This window comes from Sphingomonas sp. (assembly GCF_003248515.1).
Classification (GTDB): domain Bacteria; phylum Pseudomonadota; class Alphaproteobacteria; order Sphingomonadales; family Sphingomonadaceae; genus Sphingomonas_I.
Genome location: NZ_QFOB01000004.1, coordinates 405,309 through 431,279, shown reverse-complemented (window position 1 = coordinate 431,279; position 25,971 = coordinate 405,309). Strand labels below are relative to the sequence as shown.

The window sequence follows — 25,971 nt, the reverse complement described above, 5'->3', positions numbered from 1 at the left end:
GGGATGATCCTGGCAACGTGTTGGAAGGAAATCGGGCCATGCGAAACGCCGACGCAGAGGGAGTGCAGACTAGGGCAGGGTCATGGCTTCCTTCCAGGGGGTGGCAATTCGCGCCTGTACCGGCTAGCGGCGCGACCCGACTTGGCCGATGTGATCGACGATTATGACCAAAGCCGGCCTCGAGGCCGTATTTCTGGAGAATCGCGCGAGATTGTTGCGCTTCCTTTTCGCGCATGGCGCGGGAGAGGCGGCGGAGGATCTGCTGCAGGAACTGTGGATCAAGGTTTCGGCCACACCGCCGGGGCCGATCGGCGCGCCGCTCTCGTATCTTTTTCGCGCAGCCAACAATCTGATGGTCGACCGGCATCGCTCGCTTCGTCAGGCCAGTGTGCGCGAGAGGGACTGGAACGAGGCGTTCGGCACCACCTTTCCCGGCAAGTCGGACGAACCCTCGGGCGAGCGGACGCTCATCGCGCGCGAGGCGCTGGGTGTCGCGCAGGCGGCGCTGGACAATATTCCCGGGCGGGCGGCTGCGATCTTCCGGCGCCACAGGATCGACGGGATCGGCCAGCGCGATATCGCGGCGGAGATGAACATCAGCATCAGTACGGTGGAGAGCGATCTGCGCGTCGCATATGGGGCGCTTCTCGAAGCCCGGAGGCGCATCGATGACGCGTGATTCAGACATGGTCGATGCGGCCGCGCTCGACTGGATCGTGCGGCTGGGCGATCCGGCGTTCGAGGACTGGGATGGCTTCACCGCCTGGCTGGAGGCGGATCCGCGCCATGCCGAGCGCTATCATGCGCTGGAAGCCGACGCCGCTGACCTCGCCACGCTGGTTCCCGCCCCGGCGCAGGGGATGCCCGCGATTGCGCCAAGGGCGTCTTCGCGGCGTGGCCTGTGGATCTCCGGCGCTTTCGCTGCCTCCGTCGCGGCGATCGCGGGCTATGGCGTTTTGCAGAACCGGGCCGATCCTTATGGGATCGAGACGGCGCCAGGCGAGACGCGTACGGTGGCACTGGCGGATGGCACCAGCATCGCGCTCAACGGCGGGAGCCGCGTCATTCTGGACCATCGTGATTCCCGGATCGCCACGCTGGAGCGTGGTGAGGCCTATTTCATGGTGCGCCATGATGCCGACCGGCCTTTCCGGGTGAAGGCCGGCGAGGATGAGCTTCTCGACGTCGGGACGGCGTTTGACGTGGCCCGCGACGGTGCCGGCATCCGGGTGGGGGTCGCCGAAGGGGCCGTGCTGTTCAATCCTTCGGGCGAGAAGGTCCGCCTCGAAGCCGGCCAGGGGCTGCTCTCCAACGGGCGCTCGATCCGTCTCGCGGAGGTCTCCCCGGAAAGCGTCGGCGGCTGGCGGCAGGGCACGCTCGACTATGACGGCGCCCCGCTGGAGCAGGTATCCGCGGATCTCTCGCGTGCGCTGGGCCACAGGATCGCGGTTGCCCCCGCCATAGCGACCCGGTCTTTCCGGGGAACGATCTCGCTTGATGTGGTGCGCGATGATCCTGCCCGGCTGGGGCCGCTGCTCAATGTCCGGATCCGGCGCAACGGTGACGGCTGGGAGATCACGCCACTCCCGTGAAAATTGCGCACTGCCTGTTCGCGCCCCTGCTGCTGGCCTCCGGGCCGGCACTGGCGGCGGAGCCCACGCTCGATCTTCCGGCTGGAAAGCTGGGCGATGCCGTGCGCGCGCTCGGCCGCGCGACCCGCACCAGCGTCAGCGTGGAAGGCACGGAATTGTGGGAGCGAAAGGTCCCCGCCATTCGCGGCCGCATGACCGCCCGCAAGGCTCTCGATCGGATGGCCAAGGCGGCTGGCGCGGAGCTTCGCCCGGCAGGCCCCGGCGGCTGGCGCCTGCTCGCCAAGCCGGCGCGGACGGGGCAGCCCGCCATCCGTCCGGCGGGGCAAACCCCGCCGCCTTCGCAGATCGCCGCGCCATCCGAGATCATCGTCACCGCCAGCAAGCGTGACGTCCGGTTGCGCGATCTGCCGGGCCAGGCATCGCTGATCGACGGCATCGATCTGGCCTTCGGCGGCGCCGGCGGAACCGATGCGATCCTGTCCCGGCTGGCCAGCGTTTCGTCGACCCATCTGGGCGCGGGGCGCAACAAGCTCTTCATCCGCGGGATCGCCGATTCCAGCTTCACCGGGCCGACCCAGTCGACGGTCGGCCAGTATCTTGGCGATCTCCGGCTTACCTATAATGCGCCCGATCCCGATCTGCGCCTGTACGACATGGCGTCCGTCGAGGTGCTCGAAGGCCCGCAGGGCACGCTTTACGGCGCCGGTTCGCTCGGCGGCATCATCCGGCTGGCGCCGAACGCGCCGGTGCTGGGGCAATTCCAGGGCTCGGTCGCTGGCGGCGTGAGCGCGACCGCGCACGGCGATCCGGGCGGCGATCTTTCGGCCATACTGAACCTGCCGGTGGCGGGGGACAGAGCGGCGCTGCGCGTGGTGGGCTATGGCGTCAGCGAGGGCGGCTTTATCGACAATCCCCTGCGAGGCGAAAAGGACATCAATCGCACGCGGACGGCCGGGGGCCGCGCGACCCTGCGCGTCGATGCCGGGAGCGGCTGGACGATCGACATCGGCGCGATCGGCCAGCGCACCCATGGGGACGATAGCCAATATGCCGATCGGGATGGGCCGCCGCTCACCCGCTCCAGCGCGATCGCTCAGGGTTTTTCCGCTTCCTATGTGCTGGGGCAGCTCGTCATCGCCAAGGACTGGGGCGGGATCCGCTTCCGTTCGTCCAGCGGCGCGATCGGCCAGCACCTGCGCGAACGCTACGATGCGGGCGTGCCGAGCGGATCGGTGGTGCCCGGGACGGGTGTCGATGCGGAGCCGCTGGCGGCCGGCGTCGTCCTGTCGCGCGGCGAGCCCCGCGTTTTCGTCCAGCGCAACAGCACGCGCCTGATTGCCAGCGAAAGCAGGCTGTGGCGGCCGACGGCCGATGGCTATGGCTGGCTGATCGGCACCAGCTTCACCGCGAACCGAACCCGGCTCAAGCGCGCGATGGGGCTGGATTCCTCGCTGCTTCCCGCCACCGGCATCGTCAACCGGACCGACGAATATACGCTCTACGGAGAGGCGAGCATCGCCCCCGTCCGGGGCCTCACCATCACAGGTGGCGGACGGCTCAGCCATGCCCGGCTCTCGGGCGCGGCCGAAGACGTATCGCCTCTGTCCAGCGCCGTCGCGGAGTTAGCCCGGGCGCAACTGATCGCCGATCGCACCACCACCCGCCTGCTGCCTTCGGGATCGATCGTGGCGGCCATCCTTCCGAAGCTGAGCCTCTTCACGCGCTTTCAGCAGGGGTTTCGGCCCGGGGGACTCGCGATCGAGGGCGATTTCGTCCGCCGCTTCCGGGGAGACCGGGTTTCGACCCTCGAAAGCGGGCTCCGTTTCGGCGAGCCCGGCCGAGACCGGATCGATCTCGCGGCCAGCCTTTCCCATAGCCGTTGGGACGATATCCAGGCCGACTTCATCGATTCCAGCGGGCTGCCGAGCACCGCCAACATCGGCGACGGCCGCATCTGGACGGCGAGCCTTGCGGCGGGCTGGAAGCCGATCTCCGGCCTGCGGCTGGATCTGGGCGTCACCTACAATGACAGCCGGGTCGCCGAACCGGCACCCGAAGTGGCGCGGATCGCTCTCGTCCGCATGAGCCGCGTGCCGAATGTCGCGCGTTATGCGGCGAGGGTGGGCCTCGATTATCAGCGGGCGATGGGCGACGGCTTCACGCTCCGTCTGAACGGCTGGGCCCGCTATGTCGGCCGTTCGCGTCTCGGCATCGGGCCGATCCTCGGCGAGGCGCAGGGCGATTATCTGGATACGGCGCTGGCGCTGCGTGTCGGCAGGGCCGGCTGGGGCGTGACGCTGGGCGCCACCAACCTGACCGACGCCGTAGGCAACCGGTTCGCGCTCGGCACCCCCTTCGCGATCGGGCACAGCCAGATCACGCCGCTGCGGCCGCGCACTGTCCGTCTCGGCGTCGACGCCTCATTCTGAATTCAAGGCGCCCCGCGAAGGGCTCCGTCCTGAGGTGCAAACGGCGCGATCCGATCGCGCCGGTCACTGCACAAAGGGACCTTCATGCGTCGTCATCTGTTCGCTTCCGCCTGCCTGCCGGCGCTCCTGTCCGCCTTTCCGGTTCGTGCAGAAACGCTGATTGAGGCCAAGCGCACCGATCCCGTCCGCACGTCCACGATAAAGGCGGGCGCGAGCGATGATACGCGCATCACCAGTGCGGGCTCGATCGTCCCGACGGCTGGCGCCGCCGTAACGGTCGACAGCAACAACAAGCTGACCAATGAGGGCCTGATCCAGATCACCAATGCGGATGGCGCAACCGGCATCGCAGTGGCTGCGGGAGCCGGCGGTGGCATCGCGAACACCGGCAAGATCACCATCGACGAAACCTACGAGCCGACGGACGCCGACAAGGACGGGGATCTCGATGGTCCGCTCGCCGTTGGCACTGGCCGCAGCGGCATCCGCACCGCCGGCTCCTATGCGGGATCGATCTCGAACAGCGGCACCATCGCCGTGGAGGGCAAGGACAGCGCCGGAATCTGGCTGGGCGGCGCCCTGACCGGTGCCTTCACCCACGATGGCACGACCACGATTGTCGGCGATCGATCGGTCGGCGTGCGGCTGGATGCCGTGAATGGCAATGTCCGCCTTGCCGGCGCCATCGGCGCGCAGGGCGAAGGGGCTGTCGCGGCCCGTGTGGATGGCGACATCGCCGGCGCACTGGTGGTGCAGGGCGCCCTGGCCTCGACCGGCTATCGCACCACGACCCTGCCGGCCGATCCCAGCAAGCTGGACGCGGACGATCTGCTTCAGGGTGGCCCGGCCCTTATCGTCGCCGGCAATGTTTCGGGCGGGATCATTCTCGCCGTTCCGCCCAAGGATAACAGCCCGACCGACAATGACGAGGACAAGGACGGGATCGATGATGGCAAGGAAGGCTCCGCCACGATCCTTTCTTATGGGGCGGCGGCGGCCGTGCAGATCGGCGCGGCCGATCGCGCCGTGGCGATCGGGCCTGTAGCCGGCACGGGCACCGGCTTCGGCCTGATCGTCGACGGCAGCATTTCGGGGCAGGGCCTCTATGCCGGGATCGACGGCAACGGCCTCGTCGTCGGGGGCCTGGGCGGAACGGTCTCGATCGCGAACGGGATCGGCGTCAATGGCCGGATCGAGGCTGTTTCGAACGGCGCCAGCGCCACCGCGATCCGGATCGGCAACGGCGCCACGACGCCCGAAATCCGCGTGGCGGGCAGCGTGACGGCCACAGGCGGCGGCACTTCAACATCCCGGGCTACGGCAATCGTGATCGAGACGGGAGGCCATGTCGCCACGATCCGCAACAGCGGAACGATCAGGGCCACCGCGAGCGGTGCGGACGGAAGCGCCACCGCGATCGTGGATCGTGGCGGCTCCGTCTCCCTCGTCGAAAACAGCGGCGCCATTTCCGCCTCCGGCGCGCTCGCCACGTCCGACCGTAACATCGCCATCGATCTGTCCGCCAACAATGAGGGCGTAATCGTGCGGCAGACGGCGGTGGCGGCCGGCATCACCGCGCCCAGCATCGCGGGGGACATCCGCTTCGGCGCGGGCAACGATCTGCTGGATGTCGCGGACGGGTCGGTCAAGGGGCAGGCGCGTTTCGGCACGGGCGACAACAGGCTCGCCCTTTCGGGAGACGCCACGTTCGATGGAACCGCCTCGTTCGGATCGGGCAATGACAGCGTCTCGCTGGCCGGCACCTCCGTGTTCACCGGAACCGCCGATTTTGGCGGTGGCCAGGATATGCTGACCCTGTCCGGCACCGCGCGCTTCGCGGGCACGCTCGCCAATGCGCAGGAGCTTGCGGTCACGGTCAATGGTGGCACGTTCGATCTCGCCAAGGGCGCCTCGATCGCGTCGCTGGCGATGGGCAGCGGATCCGTCCTGCGTGTGACGCTTCAGAAGGATAGCGCGGCGCAGGCCGCCAACCTTCTCCAGATTTCGGGCAATGCCTCCTTCGCGCAGGGCTCGAAGCTCGCGATCAAGCTCGGCAGCATCGCCGACGCGGAAGGGCGCTACACCGTCCTGCGCGCCGGCAGCCTCAGCGGGGCGGCGAATCTGGCGACGGATACGGCGTTGCTCCCGTTTCTTTTCAAGGGCGCGCTCTCGGCCGTCGGCGGCAATGAGCTCGCCGTCGACATCAGCCGCAAGACGACCACCGAACTGGGGCTCAATCGCTCCCAGGCGGCGATCTACGATGCGGCCTATGCCGCGCTGGGGCGCGACCAGAAAGTCGGCGCCGCCTTCCTCGACATCACGGACGGAGATGATTTCCGCAGGTCGCTCCGCCAGATGCTGCCGGATCATGCCGGTGGTACGTTCGAGCTGGCGTCGCTGGGATCGCGCGCCACGGCCCGGATCCTTGCCGACCCGCGCGGGCCTTTCAAGGATAAGGGGCGCTGGGGATACTGGATCAGCCAGATCGCCCTCAGCACGACGAAGAGCGTGGACGACACGGCGGGCTATTCCGTGGGGGGCTGGGGCCTGTCGACGGGCGGCGAATATAAGACCGGCCTCGGCAATTTCGGCCTCTCGGTCGGCTATGTGGCGGGCCGCGACAATGATCGCGGCACCGACAATGATGTTCACGCCAATCAGTGGGAACTGGCGGCCTATTGGCGCGGGACGTGGGCTGGTCTCTCCGCCTATGCGCGGGCCTCGGCCGGGCGGATCGATTTCAAGAGCGCGCGCAGCTTCACCGGCAACACCGGCAGCGAAGCGGTAACCCGATCGACCAAGGGCAGTTGGAACGGCAATCTCGCCTCGGCCGCCGGCGGTGTATCTTACGAGATGGTTTCGGGATCCTTCTCGCTCCGCCCGATCGCGTCGGTCGATTATTACCGGCTCAAGGAGGATGGCTATGCCGAGAGCGGAGGCGGCCAGGCGTTCGATCTGATCGTGGCGTCACGTAAGAGCGATGAACTCGCCGTCACCGGCAGCGTGGCGGCCGGCCTCGATTTCGGCGGCTATGACCAGGATAGCGGATGGCTCCGGATCGAAGTGGAAGGCGGCCGCCGGCAGCTGGTGGGAGGATCGTTGGGCTCGACGACCGCGCACTTCGCCGATGGCCAGACGTTCGCGCTGGTGCCGGAGGATCGCACCAGCGGCTGGGTCGGCAAGCTTCGCGCGACGGGGGGCAATTCCATGTTCCGCGTGGGGAGCGAATTCAATGCGGAGCAGCAGCAGGGCCGCGCGGCCCTGTCGCTCCGCGCCAACCTGCAATTCGATCTCTGACAGGTGGCGGGGCAATGCCGGTCCACCGGCGTTGCCCCGCGCCGCCGTGGAAGACGCCAGGGCCAACGGATCGGCGTCGCCCGGTTTTCCTGCGGGTAAGCGGGGCGGGGCGGGCGAACCGGCGGAGGCCGGAGCGCCCGCATCCCGGCCACGGATCCGGATCGGGGCGATGGCCATCCTCGCCCCAGGAGTCGCGACAAGGGGCGCCGTCTCGGTCCCTATGGGTGCTTCCCCCGGGGGGCCGGCCGCACCGTGAGTTCGATGCGCCTGGAAATCGCCGCACCATCCAGGAAAGCCTCGTCATGGCTCACCACCAGCAAGGCGCCGTCGAAGGCCCGCAGCGCCGCCTCGATCGCGGCGACGGACTCGAGGTCCAGATGGTTGGTAGGTTCATCGAGGATCAGCAGCGGCGGCGGCGCGGGGCCGCCCAGGATGCAGGCCAGCGCGGCTCTCAACATCTGTCCGCCGCTGAGCGTTCCGGCCCGTTGCAGGGCGGCGTCGGCCCTGAAGCGGAATTTCGCGAGTGCCGCACGGCATGCAAGGGCGTCGATGCCCGGGTTCAGCGCATGGAAATTTTCGGCGATCGTCAGCCCGGGATCGAGGATCGCCGCCGTCTGATCCAGCATGGCGAATGGAGCGCCACGCATGATCGTGCCGGAAGTCGGCGCCATTCGCCCGGCGATCAGATTGAGCAGGGTCGTCTTGCCCGATCCGTTCGGGCCGACGATCGCGATCCGCTCCGGACCGGTGATCGTAAGCGAGAATTTGCGGATGACAGGAGGGCTTGCCGGATATCCCGCCGTCACGTCCTGAAGATGCAGGATCGTCTTGCTGTCAGGTAATCCGGTGGGCGAAAGGGTTACGCTCATAGGCTCGAGGATCTCGATCCGGCTTCGCGCGGCCGCCGCCGCCTCCATCGCCTCCGCGCGCTGGCGCCCGGCCAGTCGGGCATTGTCGCCGCCGCTATTCTCGGCCCGCTCCTTCCGGGCTCCGGCCAGAATTTTCGGCATGTCTCCGCGCGCGCCCTTGCGGCTGCCGGCCGCATCCCGGCGCTGCTTGCGCTCGATCGCGATCTGCGCCTTGCGATCGATTTCGATCCGTTGCCGCTCGGCGGTCTCCAGATCCTGATGGGCGGCCGCAAGCTCGATCACCTTGCGCTCGCGATAGTGCGTCCAGTTCCCTCCGTAGCGCGCCGCGCCGAGCGGGGTCATCTCGACGATCGCATCCATTGTCTCCAGCAGCGCGCGATCATGGCTGACGATGATGGCGCCCGCCCGCCACGATGCCAGCAGTTCGAACAATGCGTCCCGGCCGGCGCGATCCAGATGGTTCGTGGGCTCATCGAGAAGCAGGAAGTCCGGCGCGGCAAGCATCACCCCCGCCATGGCGGCGCGGGTGCGCTGGCCCCCGGAAAGGCGGCGGAGGGGGCTGCCCGGGCTGGCATCGAGGCCCACGCGCGCGAGTGCCGACTGGACGCGCGCCTCCAATGTCCAGTCGACCGCCGCCAGTTCGTCGGCCGTGGCCTCGCCGGCTGAGGCCCGCCGGAGCAGGGCGAGATCGGCGGCGACGCCCAGCAGATCGGCGAGGGTTTCGTCCGGGCCTATCTGAACGATCTGCCGTAGCATCGCGACCGTTCCGCGCCTGACGATCCTGCCGTGCCCCGGCGGATGCTGGTCCGCCAGCATTCGGAGCAATGTGCTTTTGCCGACGCCGTTGCGACCGACGATGCCGACGCGCTCCTGGTTGAAGCTGAGATTGAGGTGATGGAAGACCGGATAACCTTCCGGCGTCGACCAACCGAGGTCGAACGTCGCGATCGAGGCGGACATGAACATGATTTCCCTGGCGGCAAAACGGATCGATTTTGCTGTCAGATCGAAATCACATGTGCGCTGTGGTCCTGCCGGTATGTGGTGGGATGTCTATCGCCGCCGACACGCGACGGCAAGTGGAGCACCTCTTTCGCAAGGCCGAGCCGATCGGGCGGCGACCGTTGGGAGAGGTGCGGCGCGATTTCGGCGGGGCGCCAGCGATGCCTCTTCCGTCCCCATCCGTTTTCGTCGCGGGAAGGGATGAGACGCGGCCCGGTCTCGAATCGTCACAGCCCCCGGCCGAAGCGCGCCGTGGGGACGGCAGGCGGCGCGGCCGGCCCGCGCACGGCCCTACCCTTGAGCCAGGTCTGCGCGGCGCTGCGTGAGATGAAATATTCATGATAGCGGGCGTCGAGCGTTCGCCGCATCTGGTTCTTGGCGAGCGAGTTCGAGACGAGCATGGCGACGGCGTCGCCCGGCCGGTATATATTGCGGGTCATCGTCGCGATGATGCCCGCCACCTCGTCCGACTGGGCGAGGCCTTCCCCCATGTCGACGAACGCCGAGACCGCCAGACCGTTGGCATGAACCGCTTTTACGACGTGTCGCCAATCCTCGAAATAGCCCTTCACCTGAGGGGGGGACCATATGCCGGTGCCCCGCGCCTGCACCGCGCCGCCGATGAGATCGAATGTTACCGATAGTTCGCCGTCCACTCCCGGCTCTTCGTTGAAATGCTGGCGTGACTGCACGGATATTCTCGCAACTTCTCTTCAGGAACGAGCCGGCACTGGGCGGATAAGGTTTACAGAAACTAAGATTCTAATCCGCGGCGACACGAAGCCGACCAAAGTCTAACGGGAAGGAACACTCAGCTTGCCCGTCACCGGACGCTATAGGGGACGGTGACCGAATAAGAGGAAAGCGCCGCCATGCTGCCCTTGGGGCGCACGCGCACCGTGGTCACGGCCGCCTGAGAGGTGGCGTTGCCGGCGACGGGCGCATAGGTCCAGCTGGTGCCCTGATCGCTCGAGAAATCGACGTCATCGCCCGTATTGGAGGCGCCGCTGTAGGAGAAGGTCAGCCCCGAGGCCGGGCTGCCTTCGCTGCCCTGGATCACCGCGCCCGATCCCGTGCCGTCTCCGTCCAGCGCGATGATCATGTTGGTCGGGGTGGGCAGGATGAGTTGCACGGCATCGGCCTGCGTCGCGACGATATCGGGATTGGTGACCGTCAGGATCATGCGCCGCTTGCTGCCGGGAATCGCCTTGGGATTGTAGGTGCCGTTCACGCTGTCCCAGGTGGGCTGCCCCAGGGTGAGGCTGACGATCGGCGGCCTAGATTGCACGACGAGCGTGACGTTGACGACGCCCGATTTGCTGCCGGAGTCGACGATGCCGACGCACGCAAAGGCGACCGCGATCCCGTTGCAGAAATTCCAGTCCCATTTCACCGAGAAGCTGCCGGTATAGGTTCCGGGGGCAACTGCATTCGTGCTCGCCAGCTTAAAATAAACGGGCACGTTGATCGTGCCGTCTCCCAGGAGGTTCAGCAGATTCAGGATGACGCCGTTCATGTAATAAGCGGATATGCCCGGCTTCAGCTCGATCGAGGCGTTGCTGTCGGCAAAGAGCTGATAGGTCACGCTATCGGTGGGCGATGCCGCCGATGTCAGTTTCAGAACCGTGCCGGCGGGGACGGTGGCTTTCAGGAAATTCCCGCTCAGGACTGTGAGCACGCTGAAGCTGGCGCAGGAAAAGCCGGCGCCAGTCTTGACGAACGGCGCGCTCGCCTTGATCGCGGCGGGGGAATAGTTGCCGACACTCGTGGCGATCGGCGTCGCGACATCGCAGGCCGCAGTGGCCCCCGACGCCGCGCATGCCAGCGTGAGCAACGCGACGATGCGCGCGATGATCGGCCGACGCATCCGCGATCGCGAAGACAATATCAATCTCAAGAAGCGCATCTTTGCTGTCGATGCGAATCCATGTTTTAAAATCGCTTAATCGTGGTGGGCGGTATTGCCGGATTAGACTTTAGGATGGTTGCCGCCGGCAACTTGCCCGGAATTGCGGCCGGACCGGAATGCATGGAGCTTCAGTGCGCTGCCGCGTCCCGTCCGGCGAGATCACGATCGATTTCCGCCACGACGATGCGGGTACGGCGACGGATCATGGTGCGATCCGGGCCGTCACCTTCCGACAGCAGGCGCCAGTCCCGGCTGAGATCCGAAAAGCCCAGAATGCCCGCAAATCCGGCGACGCGATGCGCGACATCGGCCGGATCGTGTGTGTCCAGCGCACCGAGGGCCTCGTCGAGAAGCGAACGCAGCCCGCGGAGCATTTGCGTGACTTCCCCGTCACCGAACAATTGCTCCAGATGTTCTGCAGTGGGTGGCATCGGCTCCGGCCGCCACTTCTCCGCGGCGGCAACAAGTTCTTCGGCTGTATAGGTCTCCGCAAGCGAATCGTCGAAGCCCAATTGATGCAGATCATCGATATCCGGTGTGGGCGCACCCGTGATCGCGATCATCGGGGCACTCCGGAAGGATTCTCCCAAAGAACGAATTTCTGCGGAAAACTCGCTCCCGCCCGGCATATCGAGATGCAGGGGTGCAATGATGAGCGCAGGAATCTGATCGAGATGCAAAAGTGCTTCCGTCCCATTGGGAGCTGTCACTGTTTGCCATCCAGCATAATTTAGCATCGTCCGCGCAGAAATGAGATTGATCGATCGATCATCCACTATCATTATCAGCGGAGATGGGACGGATTTGGCCATAAACAATGTCCAAAATCGAATTAACTGCTACAAACTTCCGTAAGTCTATGGGCGATGACGTGAGTCGTCAAAGCTTAAACAGAATTTCTTGTTGCGTTGCGGAAAGGATCTTATGAGCGGCCGGGTACTGGTGGTCGATGATCATCCCCTTACGCGAGAGGGGCTGTCGCTCGCCGCTCGGGTCGCCCTGCCGGGCGTTGCTGTGGTTGGTGTGGGATCGGTCGCGGAGGCGGTGGAGGTCATGCCGACCAAGCCGGCCTTCCGGCTCGTGCTGCTGGATTTCCAGCTTTCGGATGCTCATGGCTATTCGGGCCTGCTCAAGCTTCAGCACATCGATCCTCATGTGCCGATCGTGATGATCACCGCGCGCGAGGATGCCTCCCTGATCGAGGCGGCGAAGGCGCTCGGCGCCGCGGGATTCGTATTCAAAAGCCGCCCGGTGGACGAGATCGCCGCGATCCTGAAGCGGATCGTGGCAGGGGGCACCCATTTCCCGGCTGAAGTGGCGGCAAGCCAGACCATCGCCGCAGCCCGTGCCCGCATCGCCGATCTTTCGCCGGCGCAGAACGCGGTGCTGATCGCGCTGGCCGACGGGCGCTCAAACAAGGAGATTGCGCGCGATCTGGATGTGACGGAGGCGACGATAAAGGCGCATCTGACCGCCATCTTCCGGCGGCTGGGCGTCAGCAATCGCACACAGGCGCTGCTGGCGGTCCGTCCGCTGTTCGAGATCGATCAGCCAGCCAGATGATGACGCAGCGCGAGCGCCGGTCGGAACTCTATCTTCGCGCGCCGCGCGCCTGGCGTTCGATTCTCGCCGCCGTGCTGGTGCCGCTCCTCCTGATCGCCGGAATTGCCGGCTTGCAGGGCCAGTTCCGGGAGTCGGAGGCGCTCCGCGCGCAGGCAAGCCAATCCTATGATCGCCGCATGGGCCAGGTGACCTTGCTCTCCCAACTCAAGGATGCGGAAACGGCGCAGCGCGGCTTCCTGCTGACGGGCGATCCCGATTTCCTGAAACCATATGAGCCGGCGCGCGTGGAAATCGCGGCGCAGATCGGGGCGATGCGCGGGCAGGCCGGGGCGGATATGCCGGAGACCTATGTCCGCCGCGTGGCCGGCTTGGTGGAGGCGAAGTTCGAGGAACTGGATCGCACCATCGCCGCCGCCAGGCGCGGCGATCGCCAGGGTGCGCTCGGCATGGTCGCATCCGGCAACGGCAAGCGACTGATGGACGCATTGCGGGTCACGATCGGTGCGATGATCGATCGGGAGGCTGCCCTCTCGGATAGTCGCAGGGAGGCGTTTCTCGATCAGCGTGCGGGCCTGCAGCGGCTTATGCTGCTGGCATGCATGGCGGCGGTGCTGGTGCTGCTCGCCTTTCTCTATCTGGGATGGCGCCTGCGGCACGAACGGTATCTGTCGCTGGTCGATGCGTTCGAGGCGGCGGAGCGGAACGCGACGATCCTGAACAGCACGATCGATGCCATCCTGATCCTGAACCCCAGCGGCACGATCGAACTGATCAATGCCGCCGCCAGCGGAATGCTGGGCTTTGCCAGTAAGGATCTGGAGCGGAAAGACGTTGCCTCGATCATCGATATCGCGCCCGGCGAGGGCAGCTTCCACAAGCGCATCGGCCTGGTGGAAGGGCAGTTGTCTCGATCCTTCCTGGCCGATCGCGTCGTGCGCCATCATGAAGGGCATCATATCGCCGTCGATGTCGCGATGGGTGTGATGAGCCTGCCCAGCGGCGATCATATCGTGCTGTCTCTGCGCGACATTTCCGAGCGGAAGCGGATCGAGCGGGTGAAGGACGATCTGATGTCCACCGTGAGCCACGAACTGCGCACGCCGCTGACATCCGTCGTCGGTTCGCTCGGCCTGCTGCGGGCGGGCAGCGTGGGCCTGTTGCCGGAAGGCGCGGCGCGGCTGGTGGAGATAGCGGAGAATAATTCGCGGCGGCTGATCCGGCTCATCAACGACATGCTGGACATCGACAGGATCGAATCCGGCCAGTTGCACATGCTGCGCGATCCGATGGACCTGCGCCTCCTGATCGATCAGGCGTGCACGGGCAGCGAAGGGCTGGCCAAGGGGCGCGGCGTGAAGCTGGAATGCCACAAGCCGGATCGCCCCGTCATGGTGGCGGGGGATCAGGATCGACTGCTGCAGGTCGTCACCAATCTGCTCTCCAATGCCATTCGCGCCGCGCCGCAGGGATCGGCGGTGCGGCTGTCGACGAGCGTCGATCCCGGCGGTCGCGCGCTCGTCACGGTCGATGACAGCGGCGCCGGAATACCGATCGCCTTCCGCAGCCGCATCTTTGGGCGCTTCGAGCGCGGCGCACCGCACGATGGCTCGACGGGAACGGGGCTCGGCCTTGCCATATCGCGCGAAATCATCCTTCGGCACGATGGGATGATCTGGTTCGAGGATCGCGACGAGGGCGGTACGCGCTTCGCCTTCGCGCTCCCCCGGATCGGCGCCCTGGCGGAACAGGATGTGGATGCGCCGCGCATCCTGATCTGCGAGCAGGACGAAGCCACGGCCTGCGCGATCGTGGCCCTCGCGATGAAGGAGGGATGTGCCTATGATCTCGCTCGCAATGGGGACGAGGCCCGCGCGATCCTGGGTCAGCGCGACTATGCGGCGCTGATCGTCGATCTCCATCTGCCGGAGGAGGGCGGCCTCGCCTTCACCCGTCTGGTTCGCGATGGCGATGGCGCGTTCTGCGGACCCGTGATCGTCGTTTCCTCCAGCGTGCCCGGCGATGGCGAACAGCTTGCCCCGCTCGATATGATCGACTGGATCGAAAAGCCGGGCGATGCGGATCGGCTCTCGTCCGCGCTCCGCACGGCGCTGCGGCGGACGGACGCACGCCGGCCGACGATCCTGCATCTGGACGATGATCGCGATCTGCTGGATGTCGTCGCCGCCGCACTGGAGCCGGAGGCGCGGATCATCACCGCGACCGATATTGCCGAGGCGATGGCCCTATTGCAGACCAGTTCGCCCGATGCCGTGATCCTGGACATTCAGCTGGCGCACGGCTCGGGGCTGGATCTGATGCCCTTCCTTGTCGATCGGGAGGGCGTCGCCATCCCGACCATCATCTATTCCGCGCAGGATGCGGCATCGGATGTGATCGGCCAGGTCGATGCCGTGCTCGTCAAGGCGCGGGGATCGATACCGGATCTGAAGGCCACCGTGCGCCGGGTGGTGCGGTCGCGCATGGTGCGGGAGATGCAATTGTGACCCTGTCTGTCCTCTATGTGGATGATGATGACGATATCCGGCATGTCGCCGCCCTTTCGCTGGGGCTGGATCCGATGCTGGCCGTCCGCGTCGCCGCATCGGGGCGCGAGGCACTGGAAATGATCGATGCCGGCTGGGTTCCCGATGTCGCGCTCCTGGACGTGATGATGCCGGGCATGGACGGCATGGAACTGCTGGAGCGGCTGCGGGCCAGGCGAGAGACCAGCGCGGTGCCCGTCCTCTTCATGACAGCGCGGGGACGCTCCGCCGACGTGGCGGACTATAAGGCGCGCGGCGCGGTCGGCGTGATCGTCAAACCCTTCGATCCGCTCGGGCTGGCGCGGCAATTACGCGACGTGCTGGATGCGCAGGACGAACGGGCGCGGGCCTGAGGCGGCATGTTTCGGGTCGCGTGGTAGCCGGGCGATCGTTCAACCGGCCTGAATCACGTCATAGTGGACGGCGAGCGAATAGAGGACGGCGGTCTCCCGATTCACACTGTCACTCACCCGTCGAAGAACCACGCTGGTTTCCTCCGAAAAATCGTCCCAGTTCGCCATGATGCGCGGCGCATCCCAACGATAGAGATATTGTGCCCAGTCCTCGCGCAGCATGTCCAGTTCCGCGACTGATGCGCGTGCAGCAGGCTCGTGGCGAGCCCCGTTCGCGGCGGCGGCCGTGGCATGGATGATCGGGTCCGCAGTGGCGAGATGATCGCGGATCGCCATGGCCAACATGTCCAGAACCTGCGCCGCCGTTTCCGGTCGCGAATTGCCCGAGCGCACCAGCTTCAGCAGATGTTGGGTCAGGCGATCGATCGTTTCGTGGTCTGCGATCAGCGCGGAATATTCCATTGCGATCTCCAGGCGCGCGGCAAGAAAACGAGCGAAGGCCATCCTAAAACTGCGAATGTTTCGCATATCAATCCCATCCTCGCTCAATTCCGGCATGTGTCCCGATTATGTCTCGGCTCGTCGCGCGTGGCGCCTTAAGGCGTCAGCGCCTGCCAAAGATGGCGGCGGCCGCGCCGCCGATCGTCTGCTGATCGAATTTCAGCCGCGCCGTGATGAACGGGCCGGATCGGGTGTAGCGATCCTTGCTGAAATCGCGGTCGCGATAGCCCGTCACGTTATAGCCGGCGGTGATCCACATGTTCCTGCCCGGCGATACGCCCACGCTGGGGCCGACGCTGAAGGCAACGCTCTTGCGCTCCCATGCATGTTGCATCGATCCCTGCACGCCGATATCCACGCGCTTGCCGATATCCTTGCGCAGTTCGAAGCCGATCACGTCGATCAGTCCGGAATAATCATCCTCTCCGAAGCTGCCGCGCACCCATTTGATGCCGTGATACAAAGTGGCTTCCAGGCCGTGGGTGGCCCCCTCGCGCCCGGTGCGGTAATTGATCGCGATATTGTTGATGAAGCGGAGCGTGGCCTGATAGCCGCCGCCATAAGCCGGCACGCCCAGCACGTTGCGATCGGTGAAGCCGGCATCGGCGCGCTCGTTGCGCGCCGTCAGGCGCTCAAGGATCGACCAGCGGCTGCCGAGCGGGCGCCATGCGAGCGAGAGATCGGCCGTGATGAAGGCGGCCGTGGCGCCGCCATCCTGCTTCACCTGATACCAGCGCACCGATCCCGCCAGCGTGCGCCCTTCGCCCAGCGAGCGCAGCACATTGCTGGTGATGCCGAAGCGATTTCCATCGTCGGCGCGGCGATATTCGAGCCGGCCGTTCCACGACCAGAGCTGTGCGCGATAGTTCGCACCAAGCGTTATCGCCGTATAATCGGCATTGCTGGTGGTGCCGTTCTGCGTCTGTGAGAGGGATCCGCCGGATGCCACGGGCTGAAAGGCGTTGATGACCGCGCCTTCCGGTATCCTGCCTTTCACGGTGCTGCTGGCATCCAGCGTGGCATCCACCGTCCATCGTTCGCCCAGCGGCAGGGATTGATTGAGCCCATATTGGGCGAAGGTACGCTGCCCGTTCTCGCCGATCCCGCCGCCCACGCCCTGCTGGTTGACGGTGCTCATCAGCTTCGCGCCGGCCCAGGGGGAAAGATCGAAGCCGATCCGCTTGGTATGCGCGGTGAAGGCTTGGCCCTGCGCGATCTCGTAACCGCCCAGCAGGCGGATGGCAGGGCGCACGGCATAAGCGAGGGTCAACTGGTGGCGGATCGGGAAATCCACGCTGGCCTTGTCTCCACCCGGCGCGAACTGCGTCTGGCCCGCCAGCGTGAGCTTGCCATCCAGCACTGCCTGAGTGCCGCCGAGCGTGAGCAGGCGGCTGGCGCGATCCTTGCCGTCCATGCCCTGATCCGCCGCCAGCTGGGCGCCGATGAAGATCGTGCCCTTCGGGCGGCGCAGCTCCAGGCGCGTATCGAAGGCGGTGCGCGTGCTGCCCGTTTCCAGCTGCTCCTGATGCCAGGCGGTGCCGGTGACGGAGAGGCGCTCGCCCAGCCTCAGCCGCCCGTCGAGGCCCAGCTTGCGCGTGCCCGCCTCGACGAGATTCTGCTGGCCGAGGCCGAAGCCCAGATCCTGCTGGCGCGCATAACCGAGCAGATCCAGCGCCCGGCTGTGATGCTCCGCCTCCACCAGCCATGCGCGGCCCGCATCCAGCCCGGCCCTGCCGCCGGTCGCCGCTTCGGCGCGCAGTTCCGCCACGCGGCCGATCCGTGCCTTGCCGTCGATCGCGAGCACCGTCGCCGCGCTTACCGTCTCGTCGCGCAGCGCCGTCGCGCCGAGTTCCACCTTGTCCCCGGCGAGCTTGAGGGCGGCGCGGCCACCCGCCACCAGCTTCTTGCCGCTCCCATAGGTTTCATAATCGACGACGATGATGATCGGATTGAGGTTCGCGTCGCGGGTGAGGATCGGCTCGCGAAAGCGGATCGTGCCCAGGCTGGTATCGATGTCGTAATCGATATGCCGGGTCATCTGCGTCGAAGAGACGATCAGTTCGGAACGGAAGCGATCGCGCACCTCGATGCGCAGCTTGTCGCTGTTGGGTACGATATCGCGTCCGGAAAGGCGATAGGGGCCGCTCAGGCCATTCCCCTGTATCTCGTCCCGCGCGTAAAGCTGGTCGTCGTGCGCGCCGAAGGCGGTGAAGCTCAGGTGGCGGCCATTATAGGCGACCTTGGCGCCGTTCAGCGTGCGGCTGTAGCGGCCGAGCTGGGTTTCGGTGAAGCCGGTCTCGTAATCGCCGAACAGCGCATAGAATTCGCGCCGTTCGAGCCGGAGATAGAGTTTGCGCGCGGTCGGTGCGTCATAGCCCTGGCGCGATCCGTCGCCATAGACGGTGTAATAGCGATCGGGATCGATCACGCCGAGCAGCCCCCGGTCGCGATCGCGCGTGCGGCCGCTATCATAGGCGATGGTGGCGAGCCACGATCCCTTGATCCGGCCCTTGGCATAGAGCGCGAGTTCGCCGTCGCGAATGGCGCCACGGCCCCGATCGGCGAGCTGGCTGCTGCGCTTGCGCAGCGTATCATAGCCCAGTGTCCCGCTGCCAAAGCCGACAACCATCCACTGCTTCTGGGAGGCGGAGAGCCAGGCGCGGATATCGCTGGTGCGCACGATCCGCTCCTCCGTCAGCGAAACCTGCGCGTGGACGGCGCCGGCCTGCGTCGTGGGCTCCAGCGCGATGAAGGCCAACCCCTCATCGCCCACCACGCGCGCGACCGAGGGGCTCCGGCCTTTCCCCGTCAGCTGGCGGGCCTGCTCCAGTTCGGCATCGATCGCGGCCATATAGGGCTGGTCGAGATGGAAGGGCAGCAAGGTGCCGTCGCGCACGGGATGGCCATCCCTGTCGGTGACCTTCACGGCCAGCAGCGGCCGGGTGACGCCATCGGCCACGAGGCGGCTCTTTTCGGGAACGAAGGTGGCGCGCGAGGGGATGCTGGAGGAATGAACCACGCGGGTGATCGTTGTTACCGTGGCGCCCTTCTCGTCGAGGATCCGTGCCTCGATGCGGTTGTCGCCCTCCACCAGCGGCAGGCCCGTCCAGCGCGAGATGGCGATCGTGCCGCCGGGATCGGTGTCGGTCGTATCGAAGGCCAGCGGATCGCTCAGCGCGCCATTGATGCTGAGCGCGACGTGCTGGGCCGGCAGATGCTTGATGACAACGCGCAGCGCCGGTGCGCGCGGATTGTGATCGATCTGTGGGAAAAGCATGTCGATGCCCGGCTGCTGGCCGGCGAACCAGTCGCGATTGCCGGCCGCGGTGGCATCGTCCGGCACCGTAATGGGCAGGGCCTGCGCCGTGGCCGCGATCTTGCCGGTGCGGCGCAGCTGGAAATCGACCCGTTTCAGCAGGCCGCCGTCGCTTTCCACGAAGCGGGAAATCGCGCTTTGCGACTGGCGCGTATCCTGATCGCACGCGACCGGCGCGTGGCTGGCCGGTACGCTTCCCGTATCGAGCTGGACGACGTGGCGGCCGGGACGCACGCCTTCGAAATGGTAGAGGCCGTCGCGATCGGTGACCACGAAGGTGCCATCCTCCATCAGCAGTCGGATGCCGGCCAGGCCCTTGCGATGATCGACGGGATCGCCGCAGCCGCCTTCGGTGACGCGGCCGACGATGGTGAAGCCATCAGTGAAGAGCAGGGGCTTCAGGCGGACGGCGGCGGCCGCCTCGTTCGCGGTCGCGCCGCTGCTGCCGGACGCCAGCACGCGGTTGATCGCCTCGCCAGATGGTGCTCCCGGTGCCACTGACACGACATAACGAACCTCTATGGTTTGTTTTGGTGCGACGGTGGGGATCGAGAAGTCCAGGTTTCGTCCGTCTCCTGCGATGTGCGGCGCATCGGCGCCACGATGGGAGCCGATTTCATAGCGGAGGCCGGGTGGCAGGATATCGGTGAGATGCACGTCATGCGCGGCGGTGTCGCCGCGATTGGTGAGCGTCACCCGATATTGCACGAAATCGCCTGGCGATGCTTCGCGCACCGAGGCGGTCTTGGTGAGCAGCAATGTCGTGTCGCCGATGCGATCGATCGGAATATCCGAATAGAAAGGCTCGGGTGACGAAAGCTCGAAAACCCCGCCGAACGATGCCTCGTTCAGCAGGTAGCTCCGTCCTTTCGGATCCTTGAGTTGTTCGAGCGCCGCGCGATCCCTTCGGGATGGCGCGGTGTAGCTTCCGGGCGGCTTGATACTCAGATGATATTTGCCGGGCAGGGTGAGGGGGAAGCGATAATTTCCCTGCGTGAATTTATAGATGCGGCCGCTGGCATCGGCGACGGACGTGCCGGTGACGACCACGGAGGGATAGCGGCTGACGCCATCGTCGCCATAGACGGTGGCGGGGCGCCCCTGATCGTCGAGCAGGCTGACTTCCGCGCCATCGACGAGCGCGCCTGTCATGGAATCAAAGACATAGCCTGCCGGATCGATCAGCAGCGAAAAGGTGGAGGCATAGCTGTAATCATCCTCGGCGAAGGAGAGGACGAGCCGGGTGTTTCGCGTCAGGGTCGGATCGCAGGCCGATGTCGCCTCGTCGCCGCCGCCGGCCGGCACGCCGCCTGCGAAAACGCCCGTATCCGGGCCTGTTTCCAGCAGCGGGAGCGAAGAGGTGAAATCGCCCGAATTGACGTTGATCGAAAAGGTTTCGCGAACAGTGGGATCGTGATTGCCGGCCTGATTATCCAGAACCATGATCATCGGCGTCTCGGCATCGATTGTTTCGAGCTTCGGCGCGGCCGCCAGCGTCGCCGCATCGATCGGCGCGGGCGTGAACCTGATCGACGGGCTCGTTTCGCACTTCATGCCGGAAAGCTGGTAGCCGGGCGGCAGCAGCCGGAAGCTGAGCGAGGTCGGGCCTTTGCTCACGTCCACGTCGAGCGAGACGGTGTTGGACGAGATGGTCTGGCGCTGGTTCGCATCGCCGAAGGAGAGCGTGGCCTTATTTTCGACGCGCGTCACCAACTCCCCGGCCGCGGGTGCGGCCGGGGCCAGGCCGAGCAGGGCGGCGAGGCAGAGGAGCAGGCGACGCGAAAAGGGCATGAGGGGGCAGCCTCCGACGGGCACGGCCCGCGGAGTATTTTCTCCTTTTTCTGGAATGATTTAGATCAGTCGATCGTGACCTTGAACGCGACTGCGACGGTTGCCCCGCCGCCGACCGTGTCGATATGGGCGGAGACGGTCTTGCTCGACGTGTCGAACGAGGCCGTGAAGCCGTCCGTCTCGGCCGCGTCGTCCGTATCGTCGTCCTCGGCCGATCCGCTCACGACGCAGGCGATCCCCAGCACGCCGGGTGTGCCGATCGAGATCGAGCCCGGAACATAGGTCGTCTTCGCCGGAATGGCGTCCGTCAGGTTGACGCTGGTGGCCGCCGTGGTGAGCGTGGCATTGTTGACGCGAAGGCAATATTCCACGGTCGCGCCGGGCAAGGCCTTGGGATTCAGGATGTTGACGCCATCCGAAAGCACCAGCGCCGATTTGGCGACCGTCAGCGAGACGTTGTGCGTGCCGATTTCATAGCCTGAATAAGCGCGGCCCTGCCCGTTGCGGGCGATATCGCCGAGATAGAGCGTGCCGTCGCTGTCATCATCGGCGAACACGATATCGACGGTATTGTCGGCATTGGCGAGATTGAGGTCCGTCGCCACGAGCGCGCTGCCCTTCGTGCCAGCCGTGCCGCCAGCGGCGACGATGACGTGGAGGGAGTCGAACGCCAGAAGCGCGCTGGGCGTCGTCGGCACATTGCCGACGAGGAACACCGTCACCGAGGCATCGGGCGCGAGTTCGTCGATATAGGTCGCCGTGTCGACGCCCGGATCATAGACGCCGTTATTGTTGGAATCGACATAGGCCTTCAGATTCAGCATGTCGAAATTGTCGGTGCCCGGCAGAATGCCGACCGAGATGTTCTGCTGATCGGGATCCAGGATGAAATCCTGCACGTCATTCGTCAGGTTCGTGACCTTGAAGCGCGTAACCGCATTCTGTTCCCCCAGATTGACCTGCGTCAGACCTGTCTGATCGGTGGCGACCGTGAAGTTCACCTTGCGGTCGACCACGAACGAGGCGGTCGTCGAGCTGGTCGACTGGCTCGTGCCGTTGACGGTGTAGGTGACGGACGCCGTATTGTTGATGACGGTGCCCGCCGTCGTCTGCGACGCGGCCTGCGCGCCCGTCGCGGCGCATAGCCCCGCCGTGCCGGCGAGCAGCGCCGGAACGAGCCTCTTCGCGAACATGGTGTGAAACATCCTTCCCTGTTGAACTGGAGCGCGCCGGCCGATCACCGCAGCGTCGCCTGGAATGCGAGCTGGCCGGAGGTGCCGGCGGCGAGCGGACGCGTCAGCCGCCAGCGGACGCTGGTCACGTCTTCGGCGGTGGCGGCGCGTATCGCGCCGCCGGCACCCGCCACGCGCAGGGCGGCGAGCTGGCCGTAAGTCTTGCCGTCGGCTGAAACGTCGGGCGCCACGGAGCCTTGTGCCGGTGCCCGATAGCTCAGCTCCGCCGGCACCGGATTGGCCAGAACGATATCGTTGAGCGGCTGCGTGCCGACATTGCGATAGGCGAGTACGAAGACGACCCGATCGCCCGGAACGACGCGGCGGGCGGGCTCCAGCACGATGCGCGTGCTGCCATCGGCCGCGCGCTGTCTGGTTTCGACCATCACCTTCGAGGTCACTTCCAGCGGGCCTGCGGCCGCTGCGGGAACGGCGACGAGTGCGACCGTCGCGAGGGTGAGCATGCGCAACATTACGAACTCCTCAAAGAATCTTGGCCTGAAAGGTGACGGTGCGGGTGGCGGCGGTGGTGACGTCACCGAAGAGGATGTGGACGGCGCTGCCGTCGAAGCTGGCCATGTCGCCGTCGGCGGCATCGGTCAGCGACTGGCCGTCGAGCGTGATGCTGCCGGCGACGAAGGCCGTTCCCGCCGGGATCGGATCGCGAAGCTCGACGGCGGTGGCAGCGCCCGGAAAGCGGGCGTCGAGCCGATAGGTGATGATCGATCCATGGCCGGCATGGGCGGAGCCGTCCCGCGCGAGGACCGTCTGCGATTTTTCGAGGGTCGGGCCGGTGGATCGTTCGCCGAGCACGACCGAGGCGGTCGCTCGCGCGCCGGTGCGCCCGACGATCGCATCGACGCCGCCGGCGCCCGCGCCCGCGAAGACAGTGCCGGCGTCGCCGCTGCCGGTGGATGACGCCACGGTGATCGACAGGGCCGCATCCTGGCTGCCGGCGAGGCGGACGAGGGCGAACAGCCGCCGGTGCTCGCCCGGCGCGATTTTGACCGACGATCCCGTCAGCAGCGTATCGCCATCGCCATAGACGCCGTTGTCGTCGCTATCGATGGCGAGGCCGGAAAGCGTTGCGAGATTAGGATCGACCGCGCCGGAAAGCGTGAAGGTCTCTTCCGCATTGCCGCTGTTGGTGATGACGAAGGCGATCGGGGTAGGGCCATTCGCCGCGGGGCGGACGGTGGGCTGCTCGGCACGGATCGCCACATCGAGAAGCATGTCGACACCCAGCGTGACCGTGTTGCTGGAAATGCGGACAGATGAATTGCCATCGACGAAGGACAGGCTGGCCGTATTCGCGATCCGGGTGCCGGCCGGCGTGGGATCGGCGTGCGCGCAGGTGGCCGGAAGGGCGCACGCGATCGCCCCCGCCACAATGGCGAGAAAGCGATTGCGGATCGCAAACCCTTTCGATCGGTCCAACATGCCCCAGTCCGGACGACGTGATTGTCGTGCGCGACCGTGACAGCGCCATGTGCGGTTAAGCGGTTCTTACTACGCGTCTTTTGGATGAGGCGAATTCGACCAAGGTCTATCCTTTCGCCAAAATGAACGGCGCGTCATCGGCGCGGGAATATTGGGGGAAGGCGGGATTTTCTTTCGGCACGGGAGAAGATACCGGAGAGCCGGCAAGGAGAGCCGGATTTGATCTATGCTCAACTGGATCAGGCTCCGCAGCATATCAGGGGTGCTGCTTGGGCTCGATCCCGTTCGTGGGCGGGCGAGCCTCGATATTCCCGTCATACCTCTGTGCCTCCAGGCTGACGAAGCCGGCGCGGTTGGGCATCGCGATCTTCGCCAGGCGATCGGCATCCAGCCGGGTTTCGGCCGGCACGATGCCGTCGATCGAAAGCAGATAGGCGACAAGACCATAGACTTCGTCGTCGGTCAGCGATTGCGGCGCCGTGAGAGGCATGGCGCGGCGGATATAGTCGAAGATCGTGGGCGCATAAGGCCAGTAACTCGCCACGGTTCGCACCGGTCTGGGCGAGGCGAGTGTGCCCAGCCCGCCCGTCAGCCGGTCCGCGACGCCGCCGCTCCCCGCCGCGCCGTGGCAGGCGGCGCATTTCTCGGCATAGGTCGCCCGCCCTTCGGCGACGGAGCCGGAGCCCGGTGGCAGGTTCGCACCGTCCGAGCTGACGGTGAGGTCCGTCCGCTCCACCACTTCGGCGGAAACCGGCCGGCCGAGTTTGGGCGCGCCCCCGATGGCATCGCGCGCATGGCCGGGGCGGGAGAGAGCGAGGGCCATGCCGATCGCGATCCCGGCCGTGGCGAAGAGGCGATCACGCATAGACATGGCTCACTTTCCCCAGCGGATCGACGCGCCAGCTCTGGATCGCATTGCCGTGATAGCCCTGGCCCGGCCCGTATTTGCCGATCCAGTCGGCGCGGCGTGGCTGTACCGCCCCGGTTTCGTCGATGGCCCTGCTCATCAGGATGGCGGGTCCGCCGCTCCATTGCCACGGCATGCGGAAGCGCGTGAGCGCCTTGGGCAGGATCGGCGCGGTCAGTGCGGCCTCCGCCCAGCTGGCGCCGCCATCCGCCGAAACTTCCACCTTGCGGATGCGCCCACGGCCCGACCAGGCAAGGCCGCCGATCTCGTGAAACCCTGCCCCCTTCAGATCCAGGCCGAAGGAGGGAGAGAGGATGATCGACTTGACGCCCATCCGCAGCGAGAAGATCTCCGCGTGCGCGTCCGCCAGCAGATCCGAATATCTGGATGTCTCCTCGCGCGAGAAAGCGGGCGCCGCGATCACCTTCAGCCGGCGGAGCCATTTGACCGAGGCATTGCCCTCGATCCCCGGCAGCAGCAGCCGCAGGGGATAGCCCTGCTGCGGCCGCAGCGGCTCCCCATTCTGGAACAGCGCGATCATCGCATCATCGAGGCAGATGGACAGCGGGATGCTCCGCGTCATGCCCGCGGCATCGGCGCCTTCCGCCTGCACCCAGCGCGCGGCCGGATCCAGCCCCGCTTCGTCCAGCAGGGTGGACAGGCGCACGCCCGTCCATTCGGCGCAGGAGAGCAGCCCGTTGAGCTGGCCAGCGCTCACCTGCGCGGGCCGATCCGCGGCGATCGCGCCGCTATTGCCCGAGCATTCCAGAAACAGGATCCGGCTTTCGCGCGGATAGCGCAGCAGATCCTCGTAGCGGAACGACAGCGGTTGGCGGACGAGCCCGTGCACCAGCAACTCGTGCGTTGCCGGATCCAGATCGGGGATGCCGTTATGATGCCGTTCGAAATGCAGGCCGTTCGGCGTGATCGTGCCTTCCAGCAGATGCAGCGGCGTGCGTGACGATCCCGTTCCCGGAAAAGGCAGGGCGGGCACGATGCGCTGGATCGCGGCGGCGGCTGGGCCGGGCTCGCCATAGCCTGACAGCGGCGCGCCCGGCTCCAGCATCGATGCGGGTGAATTCCGGGCCGGCGCGGCCTTCAGCGTCGCGCCGAGGCCGCTTGCCGAGAGCGCGCCCGCGACGAGCAGGGATCGGCGGTGGATCAGGCCGCCGCCGGCCACCGCTTCATCCGGCGTATCGCTGCGATCGCGCATGTCACGTCTCCGGA

18 protein-coding genes are annotated in these 25,971 nt (G+C 66.2%); 7 read left to right on the top strand and 11 right to left on the bottom strand.

Going from position 1 to position 25,971, the window contains the following annotated elements:
* The first annotated feature begins 163 nt into the window (after positions 1 to 163).
* The 4 genes from DI605_RS09480 (at position 164) to DI605_RS09465 (ending at position 7,318) form a co-directional block, all read left to right on the top strand.
* Entirely contained in the window at positions 164 to 679 is a 516-nt protein-coding gene (locus DI605_RS09480; protein ID WP_293972442.1) for a sigma-70 family RNA polymerase sigma factor, read from the top strand.
* Positions 669 to 1,592 (top strand): FecR domain-containing protein, encoded by a 924-nt coding sequence (locus DI605_RS09475; protein WP_293972439.1) that lies wholly within the window; start codon positions 669 to 671, stop codon positions 1,590 to 1,592. Before DI605_RS09480 ends, DI605_RS09475 begins: the two co-directional genes overlap by 11 nt.
* Positions 1,589 to 4,021 (top strand): TonB-dependent receptor, encoded by a 2,433-nt coding sequence (locus DI605_RS09470; protein WP_293972436.1) that lies wholly within the window; start codon positions 1,589 to 1,591, stop codon positions 4,019 to 4,021. Before DI605_RS09475 ends, DI605_RS09470 begins: the two co-directional genes overlap by 4 nt.
* A gap of 84 nt (positions 4,022 to 4,105) precedes the next feature.
* Complete coding sequence (locus DI605_RS09465; protein ID WP_293972433.1) at positions 4,106 to 7,318, top strand: autotransporter domain-containing protein; 3,213 nt, start codon at positions 4,106 to 4,108, stop codon at positions 7,316 to 7,318.
* Positions 7,319 to 7,536: 218 nt separating this feature from the next.
* Here the strand turns inward: DI605_RS09465 and DI605_RS09460 are convergent, their stop codons facing one another.
* The 4 genes from DI605_RS09460 to DI605_RS09445 form a co-directional block, all read right to left on the bottom strand.
* Positions 7,537 to 9,147 (bottom strand): ABC-F family ATP-binding cassette domain-containing protein, encoded by a 1,611-nt coding sequence (locus tag DI605_RS09460; RefSeq protein ID WP_293972431.1) that lies wholly within the window; start codon positions 9,145 to 9,147, stop codon positions 7,537 to 7,539.
* Positions 9,148 to 9,416: 269 nt separating this feature from the next.
* A complete protein-coding gene (locus DI605_RS09455; RefSeq protein ID WP_293972428.1) occupies positions 9,417 to 9,881 on the bottom strand; it encodes a hypothetical protein in 465 nt (154 codons plus the stop codon).
* Positions 9,882 to 10,012: 131 nt separating this feature from the next.
* Complete coding sequence (locus tag DI605_RS09450) at positions 10,013 to 11,056, bottom strand: spore coat protein U domain-containing protein (protein ID WP_293972425.1); 1,044 nt, start codon at positions 11,054 to 11,056, stop codon at positions 10,013 to 10,015.
* A gap of 170 nt (positions 11,057 to 11,226) precedes the next feature.
* Positions 11,227 to 11,910, bottom strand: coding sequence for a response regulator (locus tag DI605_RS09445; protein WP_293972421.1), 684 nt, complete (start codon positions 11,908 to 11,910; stop codon positions 11,227 to 11,229).
* 112 nt (positions 11,911 to 12,022) lie between these two features.
* On the opposite strand from DI605_RS09445, the gene DI605_RS09440 reads away from it, so the two are divergent.
* The 3 genes from DI605_RS09440 to DI605_RS09430 are packed head-to-tail and all read left to right on the top strand — an operon-like array spanning position 12,023 to position 15,557.
* Positions 12,023 to 12,661, top strand: a complete 639-nt coding sequence (locus DI605_RS09440; protein ID WP_293972418.1) for a response regulator transcription factor — start codon at positions 12,023 to 12,025, stop codon at positions 12,659 to 12,661.
* The gene (locus DI605_RS09435) at positions 12,658 to 15,165 is read left to right on the top strand and encodes a CHASE3 domain-containing protein (RefSeq protein ID WP_293972415.1); all 2,508 of its coding nucleotides are present in this window, start codon (positions 12,658 to 12,660) and stop codon (positions 15,163 to 15,165) included. Before DI605_RS09440 ends, DI605_RS09435 begins: the two co-directional genes overlap by 4 nt.
* Positions 15,162 to 15,557 (top strand): response regulator, encoded by a 396-nt coding sequence (locus tag DI605_RS09430; RefSeq protein WP_293972412.1) that lies wholly within the window; start codon positions 15,162 to 15,164, stop codon positions 15,555 to 15,557. The genes DI605_RS09435 and DI605_RS09430 overlap by 4 nt, the downstream gene beginning before the upstream one ends.
* A 39-nt stretch (positions 15,558 to 15,596) precedes the next feature.
* On the opposite strand, the gene DI605_RS09425 is transcribed toward DI605_RS09430, so the two are convergent.
* From DI605_RS09425 to soxC, 7 genes are all read right to left on the bottom strand, one after another.
* Positions 15,597 to 16,061, bottom strand: coding sequence for a hypothetical protein (locus DI605_RS09425; RefSeq protein ID WP_293972409.1), 465 nt, complete (start codon positions 16,059 to 16,061; stop codon positions 15,597 to 15,599).
* Positions 16,062 to 16,161: 100 nt separating this feature from the next.
* Positions 16,162 to 21,165: a hypothetical protein gene (locus tag DI605_RS09420; RefSeq protein WP_293972406.1), complete on the bottom strand. Its 5,004-nt coding sequence runs from the start codon at positions 21,163 to 21,165 to the stop codon at positions 16,162 to 16,164.
* 65 nt (positions 21,166 to 21,230) lie between these two features.
* Positions 21,231 to 22,358 (bottom strand): hypothetical protein, encoded by a 1,128-nt coding sequence (locus DI605_RS09415; RefSeq protein ID WP_293972403.1) that lies wholly within the window; start codon positions 22,356 to 22,358, stop codon positions 21,231 to 21,233.
* A gap of 44 nt (positions 22,359 to 22,402) precedes the next feature.
* Complete coding sequence (locus DI605_RS09410; protein WP_293972400.1) at positions 22,403 to 22,870, bottom strand: hypothetical protein; 468 nt, start codon at positions 22,868 to 22,870, stop codon at positions 22,403 to 22,405.
* A 10-nt stretch (positions 22,871 to 22,880) separates the two neighbouring features.
* A complete protein-coding gene (locus DI605_RS09405) occupies positions 22,881 to 23,837 on the bottom strand; it encodes a hypothetical protein (protein ID WP_293972398.1) in 957 nt (318 codons plus the stop codon).
* A gap of 256 nt (positions 23,838 to 24,093) precedes the next feature.
* Positions 24,094 to 24,708, bottom strand: a complete 615-nt coding sequence (locus DI605_RS09400; protein ID WP_293972395.1) for a cytochrome c — start codon at positions 24,706 to 24,708, stop codon at positions 24,094 to 24,096.
* Entirely contained in the window at positions 24,695 to 25,957 is a 1,263-nt protein-coding gene (gene soxC, locus DI605_RS09395; protein WP_293972392.1) for a sulfite dehydrogenase, read from the bottom strand. The genes DI605_RS09400 and soxC overlap by 14 nt, the downstream gene beginning before the upstream one ends.
* Between the last annotated feature and the right edge of the window lie 14 nt (positions 25,958 to 25,971).

Bases quoted from the DNA above. Each gene is read 5' to 3' on its own strand.
- DI605_RS09400 (WP_293972395.1), bottom strand. From the start codon at position 24,708: ATGTCTATGCGTGATCGCCTCTTCGCCACGGCCGGGATCGCGATCGGC.
- DI605_RS09425 (WP_293972409.1), bottom strand. From the start codon at position 16,061: ATGGCCTTCGCTCGTTTTCTTGCCGCGCGCCTGGAGATCGCAATGGAA.
- DI605_RS09435 (WP_293972415.1), top strand. From the start codon at position 12,658: ATGATGACGCAGCGCGAGCGCCGGTCGGAACTCTATCTTCGCGCGCCG.
- DI605_RS09460 (WP_293972431.1), bottom strand. From the start codon at position 9,147: ATGTCCGCCTCGATCGCGACGTTCGACCTCGGTTGGTCGACGCCGGAA.
- DI605_RS09450 (WP_293972425.1), bottom strand. From the start codon at position 11,056: ATGCGTCGGCCGATCATCGCGCGCATCGTCGCGTTGCTCACGCTGGCA.
- DI605_RS09440 (WP_293972418.1), top strand. From the start codon at position 12,023: ATGAGCGGCCGGGTACTGGTGGTCGATGATCATCCCCTTACGCGAGAG.
- DI605_RS09415 (WP_293972403.1), bottom strand. From the start codon at position 22,358: ATGTTCGCGAAGAGGCTCGTTCCGGCGCTGCTCGCCGGCACGGCGGGG.
- DI605_RS09465 (WP_293972433.1), top strand. From the start codon at position 4,106: ATGCGTCGTCATCTGTTCGCTTCCGCCTGCCTGCCGGCGCTCCTGTCC.
- DI605_RS09445 (WP_293972421.1), bottom strand. From the start codon at position 11,910: ATGGCCAAATCCGTCCCATCTCCGCTGATAATGATAGTGGATGATCGA.
- DI605_RS09480 (WP_293972442.1), top strand. From the start codon at position 164: ATGACCAAAGCCGGCCTCGAGGCCGTATTTCTGGAGAATCGCGCGAGA.
- DI605_RS09405 (WP_293972398.1), bottom strand. From the start codon at position 23,837: ATGTTGGACCGATCGAAAGGGTTTGCGATCCGCAATCGCTTTCTCGCC.
- DI605_RS09420 (WP_293972406.1), bottom strand. From the start codon at position 21,165: ATGCCCTTTTCGCGTCGCCTGCTCCTCTGCCTCGCCGCCCTGCTCGGC.
- DI605_RS09410 (WP_293972400.1), bottom strand. From the start codon at position 22,870: ATGTTGCGCATGCTCACCCTCGCGACGGTCGCACTCGTCGCCGTTCCC.
- DI605_RS09475 (WP_293972439.1), top strand. From the start codon at position 669: ATGACGCGTGATTCAGACATGGTCGATGCGGCCGCGCTCGACTGGATC.
- soxC (WP_293972392.1), bottom strand. From the start codon at position 25,957: ATGCGCGATCGCAGCGATACGCCGGATGAAGCGGTGGCCGGCGGCGGC.